The following is a 16,204-nucleotide window of genomic DNA, read 5'->3' as shown; positions in this document are numbered from 1 at the left end:
GGGTTACATCACAACTTGCAATGGCTCAGAACTCACGACACAACTAGGATCGGCGATATCGCCATGGCTACACACAGAAATCGTTGACACCACCTGTTGGAAAAAGGATTTAACCGAATTAATTTCATTGTCGTTCACTACTAAGGCTGGCTTGCTGCCGTAAAGCGATGTCATGCGCAAAATTTCTTGACGTAATGCCGACTGAAGTTCAATTAAGCGGTCCAAATCCTCGCTTTCCCCCATGACAAAAGCCTCAATACACTCGGTCAGTTCAGAACTCAGCAGGGCAACATATATTTTCCCCTCGGCATTCATCAGGCGTGAGGTGATCTCATATTTAGCCTGATTGCGGATCCTGTTCAGCCAATTTTTAGGCTCATTATCGATGCGCGACCAATAGATTAACGCCTCAAAGAAGGTCACCCTATCGAGGAAAAATTCCCGCGCACGGATCATTTCCTTAATCACATCATGAACACGATTTAAGCCGAGCGCCGAGTCGATTTCGTTTTTAATCACCTCGCTTTGATTCGCAAGCCCTTGAATAATATTGCTGGTGTATTGAAGATTATACTTTTCAACCAAACACTTATGTAAGAAATATTGCACTATAGTAGCGACATTTTGGGTGGCAGCATCACTCACAAACACCTCATCGCCAAGAACTTCGATCAGCTCTAATGACTCGTCATGTGAAAAAGAGTAGATACGAATACCCGAAATATAAACCTCAATATCGGCGCTCAATTGCTCGTCTATTGTGATCAAGGGCGCACCGAGTGCCTGCCCCCACAACGCCTGCTCAAGCCGTTCACGACTGATGTCCACTAAGGCGCTATGCTGGGGCTCGCGCAACACAAAAGTGAGCGACTCATACAATCCACTACCAGCAATACCAGTGTTTACCACGGCCTTTGGCTTACCTTGTGCTCGCCATAATAAGAATGCAGTCAATGTACAGAGTATAAATAGCGTGATACACACATAAAACAAGTTGGGGCTCAGTAAACCTAAAACTAAAATTAAGCCACCAATCACCAGCAGACTTTTCCAAAAACGGCTCACCTGCTTAGCCATTTGCCCCATAAACGAGCTAGATTCTTCGTCCCCCTTGATACGTGTGAGATATACGCCACAGGCGATAGACAGCAAGAGACTGGGGATCTGCGAGACGAGGCCGTCACCTATCGTCAATACCGAAAATCGACTCACACTGTCAGCTAAGGAGAGGTCAAATTGATTAACCCCCACATAAATACCACCAAACAGGTTCACTAAACTGATCAAAATACCGGCGATAGCGTCACCCTTGACGAATTTCATCGCCCCATCGAGTGAACCAAACAGCCGATTCTCTGTGCTTAAATCGGCACGTAACTTTTGGGCTTGCTCACCCGTGATGAGACCACTCTTTAAATCCCCATCGATCGTCATCTGCCTGCCGGGCAACGCATCCAGAGAGAATCGAGCCCCCACTTCTGCTACCCTCTCACCACCTTTAGTCACGACCAAAAATTGTACTATGGTGATAATAATGAAGATGAGTAACCCCGAAATAAGGTTCCCCCCCATTACAAATTCACCAACAGTTTCAATCACATTACCGACATCTTCGTTTGCAATGATGTTGCGGGTGGTGGCAATCGACAGTAACAAGCGAAAGGTCGTCAACAACAACACTATCGTGGGTAAAAAGGTCACCCTCAAAGGTTGGTCATTCTCCAACATGATCACCAGCAAGAGCACAGAACTGATGAAGCTAATTAAAATAAATAGATCGATCACCACGCCAGGAAGCGTGAACAGAATAATAGTTGGCAACGTAAAGGCGATGATAACGCTGCTGGGATTAAACTTTATGGGGTAACGACGAAGACGCTGTATCATGTCGTCTCCAAACTAGCGCGCAGTGCTTCTATGATAGATTGGGTTTCGATGCTAATCACCTTGTCGTCATTTTCGATCGTCAGCACGGCAAATCCATCGACATAGGTACGCTCTACCGCCAAACTTTTAGCCTCGTCGTCTATTTCTGCATGGAGTAACGCCACCAGATGTTCAATCAGTGTTTCATTCATACTTAGATCGGTTAAACGCAATGTTACGGCTTGTGCAATACGATGTTTGAGTTCTTCCTTCAACTGGCTCAAGCCTTGGTATTGTTCTTCGACAAGGTCGACGAGTTGCTGATTCGCCTCATCAAACCAATGCGCCTGATCAGCCTGTAATTCTGCTTCTATCTCGTTATACAAAGTAGTGACATGCAGATTGAGCGCCTGCTCCTTATCCTCAATCAGTTGCACGACTTGTTCTTCAAGCATTTGCTGGTATTGCTCGACTCGTGCCTCTAAAGCGGCAAGTAATGCCTTAGCCTCGCTATAAATCAGCAGATCAGCCTTCTTGATCACATTTGAATGACGTTCTTTCTTAAATGCGATCTGTGGAAGCAATCGATGCGATGAATTGATTTCTATATACAAGACATACCTCATTCTGGTTTGGCATTTAAGCTTACTCAATCCTGAAATCTCACAGCAAAAGAAAAAAAAAGATTAAACCTGAACTCTTATGATTTAATCTTTTTCTAATCAATGATTAATCTAGAACTGAGCTATTAATTCAAGAAGCTAAGGCTAAATTGTCAACAGCAACAGGGGCTGCAACGATCAATTTGCCACTGGGAGTTTCGAGTAAATGTGAGCGACCACTGGCGCTATTTAAATCAGTAAATTGCAAGTAATCGGTTCTGTTCATATGCTTCATTGGCGTTAACTGAGATTTTATCTCTGCTCGTTCCCGCACATTATTCATCTTCCCAGCAAAATGATTTTGGCCGCGCATACTGACAGCCCCTTGAGTCAGTAGGACCTTAGTATTCAAACTCTTCAAATACTGCGCTAAATCATTTTTACGCCACTCCGCAAATTCGACTGAATCCCGCTTCCCCCGCAGTGACTCAGGGATCGGCCGCCAAGACCCCATAAAGGTGCCCGCTTCTGGACGGTCTAAGAACTTAGGCACCTTATATTGAATATGCCCACCCGCACGCCCCACGATACGTGATTCTATCTTGTCTAAATCGAGTGCAGACTTAGACGCACTTTTTTGCGGCGCCGAGATTCCCGCCTTTAGGGCAACCTTAGGTGTCGGTGTGACTGTCGATGCTGTCGATGTGACTGTCGATGTGACTGTCGATGCAAGAGTTGAGGTGGCAACCGCAGGTGTCTTGATCTCGAGTTGCTTTCTAACGACGCGTATCTCAGCCTCACTGCGATCAACACTCGATAAAACCTCAGCGCCAATACTGATATCGCTATCTTTGCTAACCGCCGCGAGGACTCGCGGAGAACCGAGATCTAAACCTAGCTCAGCACTATCTAGAACTGGAACTGGATCTGAAATTAACTCTGAACCTAGCTCCGAGCTTAAATTACGTTTTAGCCCCTGGGTATAATTGCTGCCCGTTTGGGCACCTTGGGTCAGGCTCACAGGTGTTGGTATATTCACCTGCCATTTACGGCCAGTGTAATCCTTACCGCTCGGCACCGCAGTCGATTTTGCAAGCTCTGATTGACTAAGCTGAATTTGCTTTCTGATCGTTCGAGTCTCTGCTTCACTTCGCTCGACATTCAATGGCACAAGAGGCCCAACACTACTGTCGCTAGCAAGAGATGCGGGGTACGCTTGAGTGCCAACATTTGCCTGCGCGACTGTTGTAAACCCGTTATCCAACACAGGAGTATCGGTTTGCACACCTTGCTCTGAACTTAGGTTATGTCTCGGCCCTTGGGTATAGTTGCTGCCCGTTTGTGCACCGTTTGTCAGGCTCACTGGCGTCGGGATATTCACCTGCCATTTTCGGCCGGTATAACCCCTTATCGTTTCCGTACCCATTGCCTCAGTCGCCGCCACAATATGCGCTTCGTCTGTTTGGGTCGTGATCGTTTGAGTCGAGGCTGCGTCTGTTTGAGTCGCGATCGTTTGAGTCGAGGCTGCGTCTGTTTGAGTCGAGATAGACCTGTTAACTGAATCGCCAGTGCCCTCAACTTGAGTGCCTCGGTCTTGGCCGTGAGGCACTACTATATCGCCCTTAGGGATCACCGCTGAACCTAGCTCTGGTCCTGAATTTAGCCCTGCACTTACCCCTAAATTGAGGTTACGTCTCGGCCCTTGAGTATAATTGCTGCCCGTTTGTGCACCGTTTGTCAGGCTCACAGGCGTCGGGATATTCACCTGCCATTTTCGGCCGGTATAACCCTTTATCGTTTCCGTACCCATTGCCTCAGTCGCCGCCACAATATGCGCTTCGTCTGTTTGAGTCGCGATAGTTTGAGTCGAGGCTGCGTCTGTTTGGGTCGAGGTTTCGTCTGTTTGAGTCGAGATAGGCCTGTTAACTGAATCACCACTGCCCTCGACTTGAGTGCCTAGGTCTTGGCCGTGAGGCACTAATATATCGCCCTTAGGAATAACGGCGTAAGCAGTGGCGCCATTTTTCCCAATTATTTCGACCATTTGGGCACAGGTATCCTCTCCTTGGTCCAGAGAGTGTAATAAGTTTGATAAGTTAGGGTCAGTCTGCTCTGTACGCCCAGCAATCAAAATCTTCAGCCGCGCTTGACGTTCATGCGCAGTCATCTCAGTCACAGTAACTGCATCGGCAAAGGGCCGAGTGATCAGTTCGAGCGTAGAGGTATCAGTCGATTGGCTAGTACTAATATTGGCAGTGGTACTAGGCTCAGAGGGGGTATGGCCCAATTCCTCCGGCACTATATTGCTAGCCTGGCTCGGGGCGTTAATGAAGACATACCAATTGTTATGGTAGTTATTCACAGTATTGAAACAGTTATTATAAGTATCCCCTCGTCCAACGTCGGTTTCCGTCTCAGTGTCCTTAGTGCTCTTGGGGCGTGGTAACGCAGCCAAAGGAGAAAAAGGATGTTTAGGCGGCGTATCTGACTTAGGTGTGGAGGTGGCGGGCTTAGGTTCTGGCTTTTTCTTCTCTTGATCGCCAACCACAAACTGCGACCCACCATACATGGCCATCGCAGAGGCATTACCATACATCACCACAAATACCGTAGGTAATAAACTGAATCCTAAGGTAAAAGGAGCTAGAGCTGCGCCAATGGTAACGGCACCAGTGACCGCCGCCAAATGCAACATGGCCTTCTTTTCAGTGCTAATTTTATTGGATTTTTTGCTACTCTGTTTACGCTTTTCAGACTTAGATTCCGCAATCGATTTGGGCTCCCCCGTCTCCAACATACTGGGAGCAGGACTGACCCCATCTGGGTTTTGGGGTTCCGCAGTGCCAAGTGTTGGCGTGGTAACGTCCAACAAAGAAACCGAACGTGCGAAATTTCTTGGAAGGGTCTCGTGATCTAAGCGTGATAACTCAGGCATAGAGGTACTGCGAGTCAGTACGGGAGTAGGAGTCAGTGCCATATTAAAATCTCATCTTTTCAAATAAATTAATGCTTAAACGTCTCACATCATCTTCTGAATAATCTTGCTCGGCTATGGTGAGAGTCAGGAATCCATCGACACGAATAAACACACCTTTCATCGCTATTTCAAATTGTAAAATCAACTCTATGGTGACCTCCAAATTAACGACATGCACTAGCTGAAAAAACGGAAAGATAGGCAGCAATAGATTATCTTTGTGGTCTCTTAAAATAACTGTTTCATTTGTTTCGAGACGTTGCAAAAAGTGTTGAATATAATCACGCGGTCTAGGTTTCATTTACTTTGGATAAACCAATACGAGTTCATTCACACTCAAGTCTCGAATTTCATCGACACTCAAGCTTGTTCCAAATAGTGTGCTAAACGTAGTGAACGATAAATTCGTCGGCAATGAAGTAAAACTCGCCTGTAAATAGTCAGGCTCGATAACGAGTGAGTCCATCTGTAATAATGCTGCAATATTTATCTCTCCCATGATCAGTTGACAAGTCATTAACAGAGGCAGTTCCTGTTCGTCAACACCAAGGCAGGAATTAAATTCAATGCCATACTGACTTAATGCTTGCGCTATGACATAGGCGATATAATCATGTTCAAGGTGCTTTAAATCTAGGCCGAGCAATCTGCCCGCTTCACCGAGAGGAACATATAATTCAGCCTCTATGCCTAAATGTCTTAAACTGAGTAATATAAGGTCTTGCGGCTGACTGCTTCTATATACTGTACCCATTTCAATAACAATGGATTGATTATTAAAACATTGCCCAGCTAGCCGGTTGATTATTTGATACATGTCAATACCCATCTGATGGCGAGGGGTAAATATCACTTTCTCTTGTTTCATAGCTTACTTATCGATTCCTGGATAAAAGTGCTAATACATCTCTGCTCATCTTAAAATCTAATTCATCGATCCAATCACGTATGCCCATGGGCGTTTGACAAACAAACTCATAGAGCAGCTGATAAGCCTCTTTCGATGTCATCGACTCAAAATCTCCAGTTTGCACTAGTGTTAAAATAAAGGTGATCTTATGAAATTGACTATCTAATATACCGTCTACCACTATCGCTTTAACCGTTAATTCAGAATAGTCTCGTAATATAGCAAACCACTCAATGACAGCTTGTTTATCGGCATATATCTCGACGTCCGATAATCTATTCCAACTAAGACGTTCAGATTTCGCAGTTAATAATTGATAAGGGTCGAGTTTCTTCCCCTGTAGATGACAATGCGCGATACGACTATGACGTTTATTTGCAGACATGTTCATTCGACTCTGGAATATAGTAACGTCGACATAACACTAATAATGACAGTAAACCATCTAAATTATGCTCGTATGCGACGAGTTGTTGTACAGTCTGACCATTCGCTTCCATCTCGCCCGTAGATGCTTGAAAGTCTGCAACATATTTTTTAAGCATCTTTCTTAACGCTAACGGATATAAGTGCTCACAGTGCTCAGCCGCATGCAGTATCCAACGTTGCGCATCATTTAGTGAGTGGACATCGAGCAAGCTATCGGAAAAACCTTGCCAATCGCGCAATGCCTTAAGCTGATAGCTATTGAGCTGCCGAGCAAATTGTCTTTGTTGTTCAAAGGTTAACGGTTTGCGCCTAACCCTAAATAGCCGAGGATACTTTTTAGTCTTCTTGTCGACTTGCTTTATATCTTTAACTCGACGAGGCTGACGGTTATCCCGCGTCTGCTGAGTTCTCGTGATATCCGAAATTTTTTCGGTGCGTTGGGTCATTACAAAGGAAACGGGTCGCAGCATAGTCAATCAGAGCGAGCTAGGCTCGCTCCGCCCCCTATTATCGGTTAGTCACTAAACTCGCTTTCGCTATCGCCTCTAGGATCTCATTTAACTTCACGGCCTCTGCCGTCAAGTCTTGAAGGTATTGATCGAGCTGAGCATCAAACTTCTCTTTCAAGTCTTTGCTCGCCTGAGTCTCTTCCTGCACCTTCACCTGCTCGGCATTTTGAATTTCATTAGCATTGCCCACCATGCCATCTGCCATTCCACCCATCTGAGTGACAGAGTTGTACTTGGCAGTGCGCTGCTGCTGAAGACTTGCAGTGTATTTGTTCAGCTCTTTTGGTGTTAAATCAGACACTTTGGGGGATTTATCGACATTCGTCACTTTACCCGATTCGAGATCCGTTGTTTTTAATAACTTCACTCCGCCCGCATCTGCACCACCCGCATCGGCCATTTTAGATAAATGCTTATCCTTAAGCGTCTTAGTCTGGCCAATGCGCACAGTTGCCGCAGTGGTCATCCCCATATTAACGACCGAGGAGGCTAAGGTAATACCGAAGCGCAGCTTGGCATCACCACATTTATCTTGCGCGAGCATAGTCGCCAGCGCCGATGTAGCCACCGCCTCACCAATACGGTTCTTCATGACTTGGGCGCGAACCTGCTGCGATGACTCTATGATTTGCGACAAGAGTGCCAGCAAGTCAGCCATTGATACTGATCCCTTATTGGCCTCCTTCAATGAATTTTCGTAGTTACCCCATACTTTTTGATCTATTGGCTTAAAGTGATTAGTAGAAGAAGTCTCTTCAGCCATTGTCGCTTGTAACGACAGTGTACTCATTTGAATTGCCATAATTTAACTTCCTCTTACATATTGATTGAAATCATCTTGTCGTTGTATTCGCGCTGATCACTATTGACTTTAAAGAGTGATTCGAACGCATGACTTACCGCGCGTAATGCTTGATTTAGCATGGTCAAGATTTGTTGGATCCGTGTTTCCAGCTCCTCTTGGTTCGCTTGAGCGATTTCCAGATCTTTGGCGACATCGGCCGACTTAATCCCGTAACCACTACTCACGACAGACGTTACATTTGAACTGACCGAACTTGCCTGACCAATTTTGGCCGTCAACTTTTCTCCGGTACCAGCAAAGGACTTGATCTTCTCGAGCAAAGGCTCGATAAATTTCATGATCTTATTGACCGTATTTTGAATTTTGGTCGATAGGGTACTGAATGACTTGATGGTGTTGAGGGCATCGACGGCTTTATCAACCAGAGTCGCGACTTTGGCAGCACCACTGGCGACTGCTTTACTCGCACTCGCCAAAAAATTGCCAGGATTGAAGCTAACGATCATGCCGATAATACCGATGGCGATCTCTAGACCCATAGACACATAACCGCGGATCTCTTCAGAAACCCCTGCGGCTTCCATGATCTTATCGACAATTTTAGGTATCACGATCGCAGCAATCATGACACCTATCATCACAGCGGCCATCACAGGGTTAAAGGGCGCCATGATAATTGCCGCGAGGAAGCCGAATGCCATGGCAATCTTGCCCCAAATGCCTTGGCTCTTCTGGGCTTGCTTCTGCTCTTCAATTTGTGCCATACGCTCATTAAGCGCTTCGATTTGTGTATCTTTTTGGAGCTGGATCAGCGATTTTTTCGCTTCAGAGTTTTCTTTACCTGTGCCAGAAAACGCTTCTGCCGCCAGTTTCATACTCTCTTGCACCATACGCCAAAGCTGACTATCGGACACACCGATAGCATTGCCCGGCAAGGGTTGATTCGGCTTCGCCGATTCTGGCGCTTCGGCGCTCTGACGCTGAACGCTCTGGCTCTGTTCATCGACTGGGCCAATCAGGCTCGGCGCAGCGATGGTGATCATGAATGTACTCATACTTATTTCCTTTCATGTGACGATACTGGGAATAGCTGCACCCTTGCTATCGATGGCTTTCAAGATAGTTGGCACAGCTAAATTCTCGCGATGCGAGCGGCATGTCCCCAGTGTTACCATGCCCTTTTATTTATCACCCGCGCCAGCCTCTAGATATTGCGGGCGACCGCTAACTGTTCATCGCGACAAATTTGCAACCAATACTTAAGGGTCTGCTGCAGCATCTTGACTTGATCGCCAATCCGGTTGATTTCCTTAATATCTTCATCGGTCAGCTGTCTGGGAGAAAAATTGTTATAAAGATCCGTTAAATATTGGGCCGCAATCGTTCCATCATAATCGAAGGCCTGAGTCACCCCTGGTGGTAACGGTTTACTGGTGTCCGACGAATTCTGCCAACCAGGACACTTAGCACTGAACAAGTACGCCATCGCATCCATAGTGGTTAGTTTGACGAGTAGCCGATCGACCTCGGCTTTACTGCCAGTGAGAATCGTCTCGACTTCGGCCGCCGATACTGTTTGATCGCCGTTTAACGCGCTCAACAACACAATTCGTGCCATAGGGCTGATATCATTAAGGCCACCGGTGATCCAACCGCCTGCATTGGGATCGTTATACACAGCCGAGGTAAAACGACGCGATAACTCTGTGGGTGTCGTCGATGAGATATTGCCGCCACTTATAGCCGACATCGCTTGGTAAGCAATGCTGTTCGTTGGGATTTTTCCGCTTTGAATGGCGTTATTTAGCGTATTCCAAACACTGTTAACTTTTGCTCCCAGTTGCTCGGGGGTGAAATCCCAGTTGGTATGGCTACCACTACCGGTTTTTTCCAGTAAGAATCCCAGTTCGGTCAAAAAGCTAGGGTCCTCTAAACCGTACTCTTTGCTATTGCTCAATACATCGAGCAACACCAGTTGGAACATGTTTTCGTACTCTATGCCGCTGAGCCCGCCCTCGTTCATGGCAGTGAACATCTGCATAATGGCGGCCTCGAATGCCGATTTGCCACCATTAGTCCACTTATTCACTATGTCCAATTGGCTGCCATAGCCTTCAATACTGGCGGCGAGTGCAGAGGCGATAACGGCCTCAGCGTTTTGTCCCGCCATTGCCATAACCACTTGCTTTTGCTGCGCCGCAACCATAAGTAATGGAGTGACATCACCCGTTTTAGCATCGAATGAAGCAAGTGCACGGTCGGCAATCGCCAGCTTAGGTTCCATCGGTTCTGCCACTATGGGTGGCAGAGCTTTAGGTGAGACGTTTTCGGTTGTAGATGACACAGTCCACTGGGACTGAAGACTAGGAACACCATTGATACTCATCGCAAGACTCCTTATTGAGCGTTAGATATTGCGGGCGACCGCTAACTGTTCATCACGGCAAATCTGCAACCAATACTTGAGGGTCTGCTGCAGCATCTTGACTTGATCACCGATACGGTTAATTTCTTTAATATCTTCATCGGTCAATGCGCGCGGCGGGAAATCAGAATAAATCTCCTTAAAATAATTCGCGTCCAATCCGGTCCCGTACCAATCAATGACCTTATGGCCATTTTGATCGACTTCACGCCAGCCTCCACCACTCGCTTGACCATCATTCTTAAACAGGAAATCCATAGCAGAGGTATAGGTCTCACCAGGGGTATTGTTGACAATAAAGGCATTCAACTCACCCACTGGCGCCGTTAAGAACATCTCTATCGTTTCCTGCTTCACATCAGGATACTTCTCCAGATACGCCGCCATCAGTGCCATGCGTAACATGGGGGACATCCCAGCATCACTCGGATAGCTTGGGTCACCAATAAATCCCCCATTTTTATCAAAATTATTTTGATACTGAGCAACCAAGGAAGTGGGCGCACCTTGTGTATCTTTCATATAAGTCAAAACTTCATGGCACAAACTGCCACTCGGTGCATTGGCTAACATAGCGTTAAAAATCGCCGTGCTATTGGCTGCAAATTGCGCCCCATCCCAGCCTTCATGGTACCCATGGGAACCGGAACCTGTGCTCTCTAAGTAATGTAACATCTGGTCTATCATGCCTTGACTGAGACCAGGGTAGTCTGCGGAGTGCGAGATGTAATCCATGATGGCTAGCTGAAATAAGTCCTCAAGTTCACTACCCGTGACACCATCCTTAAGAAAACCTTCGAACATCACTTTCATGGCACTCTCGAACATAGGCAAGCCGCCATTGGTCCATCCCTGAAGCACAGTCAACTGCTTACCATAAGCTTCTATACTGCCCGCCAACGCTAAGGCGATGGCACTTTCTGGATTCTGACTGACCATAGAGAGGACTAACTGCTTTTGATGGGCAACAAAAGCGGCCAGCGTCTGAGTAGGAACCTCATCGCGCTGAGTGAAAGGCAGAGTCTGGTCTAACTTATCCTCTTGTTGAGCGGCCGATTTAATTAACCGATCCATCTCATTAAGATCGGCCTGACTTAATTCAGACTGAAGTGAGTTATTTCTGTCGACATTTATCGAGCCTGTTAACGCCAATGAATTCATCGCTATCATTTATAGAGTCTCTATTCTGTGACATTACCCATTACGAAGGTAAATATGGGCGTAGTTGTAACTTAAGGTAGTGGTATCGTTTCAAATAAAAATCATTTAAGTTATCGGCTTTCACTATAATGAACGTGACACTAGCCTCGGTATATTCCTTCAATTTATAATGACACAAGGAAATATTGAGAATAGTTTCATCAAGATCATTAGTTGGAAATGTTTTTAAGATATTCAACACTTCCAGTGCCCTTTTAAACTGTCCCTTTTCCAAGAGTATCGCAGCTAAACAGCCTGGACCTCGATGATCATAGGGATTCAATCCAATATAAGCAGAAAATATAATCTCAGCTTCCTTGAACTGAAATTCAGTATAAAACTTGACCCCTAACTCATAAATTGATTTTAACTGAGTTATTGTGATTTTCTGCGACTTGCGCATAGCGGCAATGTCTTGCTCAATCACAGTGCCACTCAGCAGTTCAAAAAAGTCATCACAGGTTTCACCGGGTCGTATTGCATTTTTTTTCATATTTCTTCAATCCAAGTTTGAACCGTTATTTACACGACCCTAGGTTTAAGGCTAAGAGTTTGAGACTGAGAGTTTGGGGCAGAGAGTTCGATACTGGCATCCCTAGCAACTTGGGCAATAAACACCCCAAGTCGTGCAGGGGAGCGCACGGCTAATACCGATGCAGGCACTGACACACCGAGTCTCATCGCCCAAATGATGGCATGACGCGGATTGTGCTCCGCCAACAATATCAGCCCCATTGTTTGGGGGCACATGCTTGTCATACCATCCGAATTCAACTCAATCCCCAGCGTGTTAGACCAGAGATATTGCCTTTGATTAAGACACTGCTGACTCAATAACCAAGAGCGAGCCGCAACATCGTTTATTCGAGCTTGGTACATAACAACACGGCCCAACACTGTCACTAGATGAGTGATTTTCGACCTTATGGGTGTAAACCATAATTGGATCTCACGCTCAGTCAGCGAGGTAAGCACACTATATTCATTCGGAGAAAGCCGTCGATTAACCAGCAAATAATGCAAATAAGTTTGATGCAGCTTTTTATACTTTTCCATTACCCGTATTCTGAAAAAAATAACTGACCGTTAATGTGTCTAACTCTGAAACTATGCCCTTCAAAAACCGCTCAATACTCACTTTGTTTTCACGATCAATTTCATCAAAGCTAAAAATAATAACAGAAACACGCTTATTTTTTTCCCCCGTTACAACCACACTTGTCCGCAACACATTGGGAATAACGCTGATTTTGTTATATATCTCTCTACTCTCAAGTAAGTTTCCTTTCACTATCTCTAACTTACTCAAGCTAGCAAATTTTGACTCTAATAAGTCATTGAGATCTTCTCGCTCAAAATAGAAATTAAACTTTGTGAGTACTTCCCGCGCCTGGGCTAAGTTTTCTTTCTCTACATAGACTAAATGTCGATCCTTACTCGTCGATAAGGTCGCGGCAACTTGATATCGAGCCAGCAACACAACGACCTTATTCGCATAATCGGCTGAATCAAAATTTGCGACTTCCACTCGTCCCTGATCATTACATCCAATGAGTACAAGAAAAACTATCCAGTACAATTTTCTCATCACTGCGCCTTCATTACATCATTAATCGCAGTCGCAGACTTAGAAGCAATTTTAGTCACAGTTTCCTGAAACATGCTGTAATGAAATACCGATTGCTGTAAGGCTAACGTATCCTGCAAGGTAATCGTTTTGCCGTCATTTATCTTTTGTAAATTATCCATAATCTCTTGAAAACCCTCACCTATGTTATTAAAGGTATCTTCAAACACGGACGGCTGGATTGCCTGCACATTAAGATCTACCATTATTTTCAGCAGCTCCTCTTATCTATTAGGTTTTAAATTAATGAGTATTTAATCGCCAGCGTCACTGACAAGCAAATGAACAAATCGGAATCATAATGAAAATTTGCGATAAAAATTATTGCTAATAAGATCACTTGGTTACAAAAAACACTGCACTGATATCCGACTCGCGTTCATTTGATCCATTAACGTTTAAACGCTGAATATAGTGAAGGTTCACTTATCTTTTGATGCCCCTAAAATTCCTTTCTAACAGAGCTCGCCTTTATCCATTGGGATACGTTACCTGTCTCTTTATCAAAATCCGCATCCAAACATCGAGCCTGTGAAATATAATCACTCCCACGACTAATACCTAACCCGTGATACCCAAATACTCGCGCTTCAGCAAAATGTTTTTCTGCTTCTGCTTTTGCACTCTTGGCTAAAGGCTCAATGCCCTTCTTTCTCTGGCTAGCCTCATTTGTCTGCTTAAAAGACTGCAATGTCTCTCTGTCAGCACTTTCACACGCCGTCATTTTTATTTTTACGCCAACTTTCGTCTTTTTTCGCAAAAGACTATTGATATCACTGATAACATCAGCTATCGGCTTACTCCCACTATTGCACTTTACCGCTTCGTATAAATGTGGTCTGCCAGCTTCTCCATGACCTATCACATAAATATTCTCAATGCTGTTATCGGCTAACATTTTGGGATCGATAACTTCGAGCTGATTGAGAGATTGATACTCTCCAAGCCTTTTTGTTTCTAATGGGAAAGCCGTATGCACCTCTTTAACTCCCATAGTTTTAATATAGGGGCCCATTTTTTTTTCATACAAAGCCCCATCTTTCAGCCGGCCGGATAATTCTGAAGATTTAAAATCACTAATAGCAGACTTCAGTGCACCTCTATTTAGCATAGAGCAAATAATAGGTAACGCTGGCTTGCCATTAAGCACCCTTGCTGTATTAACCCCCATAGCTTGAGTGACCATATCTTCATTGTTAAAAGGGCTATAGATAACACCATTAACGATATTACGAACCTGTTTTACATTATTTTTAAAATCACTTATCTCTTTTTCAGAGTTTTTTAGTGTTGATGTTATGGCCGTGGGGGAAGATAACTGAGTCACAGATGATAATGGCATAACTAAATCTTAATAAATGCTACCACATTATTAAATAACTTTAGCTTATCTGCCAACACTCGCTCAACATTAGCGATATCGGCAGAAAATTCAGTCACAAGGATCAATTTTTCTTTTTTAATATTAAAGAACATTTCTTCATCAGACATGAGATTCTCGATTATTTTAGGGGCTTTATTTTTGAGCATCCGCTGATCACGTAAGGGAATTTCAATAAACGTTTGCAATGTTCTATCGTTAAGATAGACGAAAATTTCCTCTCCCCCTTTCAACTCAATCGCTATAGGATCATCCCCTTCAATCCTAGATAATAGGTTAGGTGAAATATTAAAATTATCGACAAGTGTTTTATAAACAATTTCTCTCAATTTTTTCATCATACTTTCCATTTATAAGTTAATAACAGGTAACGCAAAAACAATTGCCTAACATCAGAGTTGCCCAAATAGAAGATGGAACTGATCATAAATTCCCCCACCCACTTGTGTCAGTAGCACGATAAACACGACTAACTTTGCCGCCATAGGTAAACCAGGATCTTGCACACTGAATACCGTTTGTAACAGACCGACAATGACTCCCGTCACCACAAAGCTCAGGGAGAAAATAATAATGGCGTTTTTAAGTATCTCTAAGCAGGCCGCGGTGACATCAATGACGGTCATAATAGTCCTCAAGAAAATTCGTCACTTTATGATCCTCAAATTGAAAGACGTAGTACTTGTTACGGAAAAACACCCGATAGGTATTCAGCTGCACGTATTGAGTAAAATACTCAGGCGCAATTTGGTAATGCAGCATGGAGGAAGGCAACACAGGTTGGACAATCATGGGCATCTGCCCAGCCCCGAGCGCCGCCAATTTGGCTCCTACACCGAAGCACTCCATCCGAGTCATTAACCTTGGTGATTCTTCTTGACTAGATAGCACACTGACTTGCGCACCGACCTCCTTCACTTCCGAACTTGAATGAACTGGCAAAAGCACTTGAGCAATAAACGTATTCTTCTCCTCAGCGGAAATTCCCCTGTCAGCATCAACAGCCAACCTAGACTGAACTTTAGCCGCCATAGGGATGAACGTCATAGTCATAGGCATAACCGTCGCTAAGACAGTGGCCTTACCCGTATTCACTGCTAATTGCATTGGCTGTGCCGATTGCCTTGGCTGTGCCGATTGCCTTGGCTGTGCCGATTGCATTGGCTGTGCCGATTGCATTGGCTGTGCCGATTGCCTTGGCTGCGCCGATTGCATTGGCTGTGCCGATTGTCTTGGCTGCGTCGATTGCATTGGCTGCGTCGATTGCATTGGCTGCGTCGATTGCATTGGCTGCGTCGATTGTATTGGCTGTGCCGATTGCCTTGGCTGTGCCGATTGCATTGGCTGCGCCGATTGCATTGGCTGTGCCGATTGCATTGGCTGTGCCGATTGCATTGGCTTGTGCCGATTGCATTGGCTGCGCCGATTGCATTGGCTGTGCCGATTGCATTGGCTGTGCCGATTGCATTGGCT

The 16,204-nt window shown here is 45.0% G+C and carries 20 protein-coding genes; all 20 read right to left on the bottom strand.

Annotated elements, in window-relative coordinates; translation table 11 throughout:
* Nucleotides 1–3 precede the first annotated feature (3 nt).
* Nucleotides 4–1,887, bottom strand: coding sequence for an FHIPEP family type III secretion protein (locus tag COW15_RS07780; RefSeq protein WP_293631513.1), 1,884 nt, complete (start codon nt 1,885–1,887; stop codon nt 4–6).
* On the bottom strand, nt 1,884–2,408 hold the full coding sequence (locus COW15_RS07775) for a hypothetical protein (RefSeq protein WP_293631512.1): 525 nt from the start codon (nt 2,406–2,408) through the stop codon (nt 1,884–1,886). Before COW15_RS07775 ends, COW15_RS07780 begins: the two co-directional genes overlap by 4 nt.
* 211 nt (nt 2,409–2,619) lie before the next feature.
* Nucleotides 2,620–5,445 (bottom strand): hypothetical protein, encoded by a 2,826-nt coding sequence (locus COW15_RS07770; protein ID WP_293631511.1) that lies wholly within the window; start codon nt 5,443–5,445, stop codon nt 2,620–2,622.
* Between the two features lies 1 nt (nt 5,446).
* Nucleotides 5,447–5,746, bottom strand: coding sequence for a hypothetical protein (locus tag COW15_RS07765; protein ID WP_293631509.1), 300 nt, complete (start codon nt 5,744–5,746; stop codon nt 5,447–5,449).
* A complete protein-coding gene (locus tag COW15_RS07760) occupies nt 5,747–6,313 on the bottom strand; it encodes a hypothetical protein (RefSeq protein WP_293631507.1) in 567 nt (188 codons plus the stop codon).
* A 7-nt stretch (nt 6,314–6,320) separates the two neighbouring features.
* Nucleotides 6,321–6,740, bottom strand: a complete 420-nt coding sequence (locus COW15_RS07755) for a hypothetical protein (RefSeq protein ID WP_293631505.1) — start codon at nt 6,738–6,740, stop codon at nt 6,321–6,323.
* On the bottom strand, nt 6,727–7,254 hold the full coding sequence (locus tag COW15_RS07750) for a hypothetical protein (RefSeq protein ID WP_293631503.1): 528 nt from the start codon (nt 7,252–7,254) through the stop codon (nt 6,727–6,729). Before COW15_RS07750 ends, COW15_RS07755 begins: the two co-directional genes overlap by 14 nt.
* A 37-nt stretch (nt 7,255–7,291) precedes the next feature.
* A complete protein-coding gene (locus COW15_RS07745) occupies nt 7,292–8,095 on the bottom strand; it encodes a type III secretion system protein (RefSeq protein WP_293631501.1) in 804 nt (267 codons plus the stop codon).
* Nucleotides 8,096–8,109: 14 nt separating this feature from the next.
* The gene (locus COW15_RS07740) at nt 8,110–9,153 is read right to left on the bottom strand and encodes a VspD (protein ID WP_293631499.1); all 1,044 of its coding nucleotides are present in this window, start codon (nt 9,151–9,153) and stop codon (nt 8,110–8,112) included.
* Nucleotides 9,154–9,302: 149 nt separating this feature from the next.
* A complete protein-coding gene (locus tag COW15_RS07735) occupies nt 9,303–10,484 on the bottom strand; it encodes a hypothetical protein (RefSeq protein WP_293631497.1) in 1,182 nt (393 codons plus the stop codon).
* Between the two features lie 21 nt (nt 10,485–10,505).
* Nucleotides 10,506–11,693 (bottom strand): hypothetical protein, encoded by a 1,188-nt coding sequence (locus COW15_RS07730; protein ID WP_293631495.1) that lies wholly within the window; start codon nt 11,691–11,693, stop codon nt 10,506–10,508.
* A 31-nt stretch (nt 11,694–11,724) separates the two neighbouring features.
* A complete protein-coding gene (locus COW15_RS07725) occupies nt 11,725–12,216 on the bottom strand; it encodes a regulator (RefSeq protein ID WP_293631494.1) in 492 nt (163 codons plus the stop codon).
* Nucleotides 12,217–12,245: 29 nt separating this feature from the next.
* Nucleotides 12,246–12,779: a regulator gene (locus COW15_RS07720; RefSeq protein WP_293631492.1), complete on the bottom strand. Its 534-nt coding sequence runs from the start codon at nt 12,777–12,779 to the stop codon at nt 12,246–12,248.
* Nucleotides 12,766–13,311, bottom strand: coding sequence for a type III secretion protein (locus COW15_RS07715; RefSeq protein ID WP_293631490.1), 546 nt, complete (start codon nt 13,309–13,311; stop codon nt 12,766–12,768). Before COW15_RS07715 ends, COW15_RS07720 begins: the two co-directional genes overlap by 14 nt.
* Nucleotides 13,311–13,556 carry a type III secretion system inner rod subunit SctI gene (gene sctI, locus COW15_RS07710; protein ID WP_212601786.1) on the bottom strand — a complete coding sequence of 82 codons (246 nt, stop codon included), beginning with the start codon at nt 13,554–13,556 and terminating at the stop codon, nt 13,311–13,313. The genes COW15_RS07715 and sctI overlap by 1 nt, the downstream gene beginning before the upstream one ends.
* A 236-nt stretch (nt 13,557–13,792) precedes the next feature.
* Nucleotides 13,793–14,692 carry a hypothetical protein gene (locus COW15_RS07705; protein WP_293631481.1) on the bottom strand — a complete coding sequence of 300 codons (900 nt, stop codon included), beginning with the start codon at nt 14,690–14,692 and terminating at the stop codon, nt 13,793–13,795.
* 2 nt (nt 14,693–14,694) lie between these two features.
* Nucleotides 14,695–15,069, bottom strand: a complete 375-nt coding sequence (locus tag COW15_RS07700) for a hypothetical protein (RefSeq protein ID WP_293631479.1) — start codon at nt 15,067–15,069, stop codon at nt 14,695–14,697.
* Between the two features lie 54 nt (nt 15,070–15,123).
* Nucleotides 15,124–15,357, bottom strand: a complete 234-nt coding sequence (locus COW15_RS07695; RefSeq protein WP_293631477.1) for a flagellar biosynthetic protein FliQ — start codon at nt 15,355–15,357, stop codon at nt 15,124–15,126.
* Nucleotides 15,344–15,838 (bottom strand): hypothetical protein, encoded by a 495-nt coding sequence (locus COW15_RS07690; protein ID WP_293631474.1) that lies wholly within the window; start codon nt 15,836–15,838, stop codon nt 15,344–15,346. The genes COW15_RS07695 and COW15_RS07690 overlap by 14 nt, the downstream gene beginning before the upstream one ends.
* Nucleotides 15,813–16,204, bottom strand: a 392-nt coding sequence (locus COW15_RS07685; RefSeq protein WP_293631472.1) for a hypothetical protein, incomplete at its 5' end; no start/stop codon positions are given. The genes COW15_RS07685 and COW15_RS07690, both read right to left, overlap by 26 nt.

It is taken from the genome of Shewanella sp. CG12_big_fil_rev_8_21_14_0_65_47_15 (assembly GCF_002783505.1).
Classification (GTDB): Bacteria; Pseudomonadota; Gammaproteobacteria; order Enterobacterales; family Shewanellaceae; genus Shewanella.
This window is presented reverse-complemented; position numbering and strand designations above follow the sequence as displayed.

Excerpts from the sequence above, each read along its gene's own strand:
- COW15_RS07780 (WP_293631513.1), bottom strand. The coding sequence starts at position 1,887 with ATGATACAGCGTCTTCGTCGTTACCCCATAAAGTTTAATCCCAGCAGC.
- COW15_RS07770 (WP_293631511.1), bottom strand. The coding sequence starts at position 5,445 with ATGGCACTGACTCCTACTCCCGTACTGACTCGCAGTACCTCTATGCCT.
- COW15_RS07765 (WP_293631509.1), bottom strand. The coding sequence starts at position 5,746 with ATGAAACCTAGACCGCGTGATTATATTCAACACTTTTTGCAACGTCTC.
- COW15_RS07760 (WP_293631507.1), bottom strand. The coding sequence starts at position 6,313 with ATGAAACAAGAGAAAGTGATATTTACCCCTCGCCATCAGATGGGTATT.
- COW15_RS07755 (WP_293631505.1), bottom strand. The coding sequence starts at position 6,740 with ATGTCTGCAAATAAACGTCATAGTCGTATCGCGCATTGTCATCTACAG.
- COW15_RS07750 (WP_293631503.1), bottom strand. The coding sequence starts at position 7,254 with ATGCTGCGACCCGTTTCCTTTGTAATGACCCAACGCACCGAAAAAATT.
- COW15_RS07745 (WP_293631501.1), bottom strand. The coding sequence starts at position 8,095 with ATGGCAATTCAAATGAGTACACTGTCGTTACAAGCGACAATGGCTGAA.
- COW15_RS07740 (WP_293631499.1), bottom strand. The coding sequence starts at position 9,153 with ATGAGTACATTCATGATCACCATCGCTGCGCCGAGCCTGATTGGCCCA.
- COW15_RS07735 (WP_293631497.1), bottom strand. The coding sequence starts at position 10,484 with ATGAGTATCAATGGTGTTCCTAGTCTTCAGTCCCAGTGGACTGTGTCA.
- COW15_RS07730 (WP_293631495.1), bottom strand. The coding sequence starts at position 11,693 with ATGATAGCGATGAATTCATTGGCGTTAACAGGCTCGATAAATGTCGAC.
- COW15_RS07725 (WP_293631494.1), bottom strand. The coding sequence starts at position 12,216 with ATGAAAAAAAATGCAATACGACCCGGTGAAACCTGTGATGACTTTTTT.
- COW15_RS07720 (WP_293631492.1), bottom strand. The coding sequence starts at position 12,779 with ATGGAAAAGTATAAAAAGCTGCATCAAACTTATTTGCATTATTTGCTG.
- COW15_RS07715 (WP_293631490.1), bottom strand. The coding sequence starts at position 13,311 with ATGAGAAAATTGTACTGGATAGTTTTTCTTGTACTCATTGGATGTAAT.
- sctI (WP_212601786.1), bottom strand. The coding sequence starts at position 13,556 with ATGGTAGATCTTAATGTGCAGGCAATCCAGCCGTCCGTGTTTGAAGAT.
- COW15_RS07705 (WP_293631481.1), bottom strand. The coding sequence starts at position 14,692 with ATGCCATTATCATCTGTGACTCAGTTATCTTCCCCCACGGCCATAACA.
- COW15_RS07700 (WP_293631479.1), bottom strand. The coding sequence starts at position 15,069 with ATGAAAAAATTGAGAGAAATTGTTTATAAAACACTTGTCGATAATTTT.
- COW15_RS07695 (WP_293631477.1), bottom strand. The coding sequence starts at position 15,357 with ATGACCGTCATTGATGTCACCGCGGCCTGCTTAGAGATACTTAAAAAC.
- COW15_RS07690 (WP_293631474.1), bottom strand. The coding sequence starts at position 15,838 with ATGCAATTAGCAGTGAATACGGGTAAGGCCACTGTCTTAGCGACGGTT.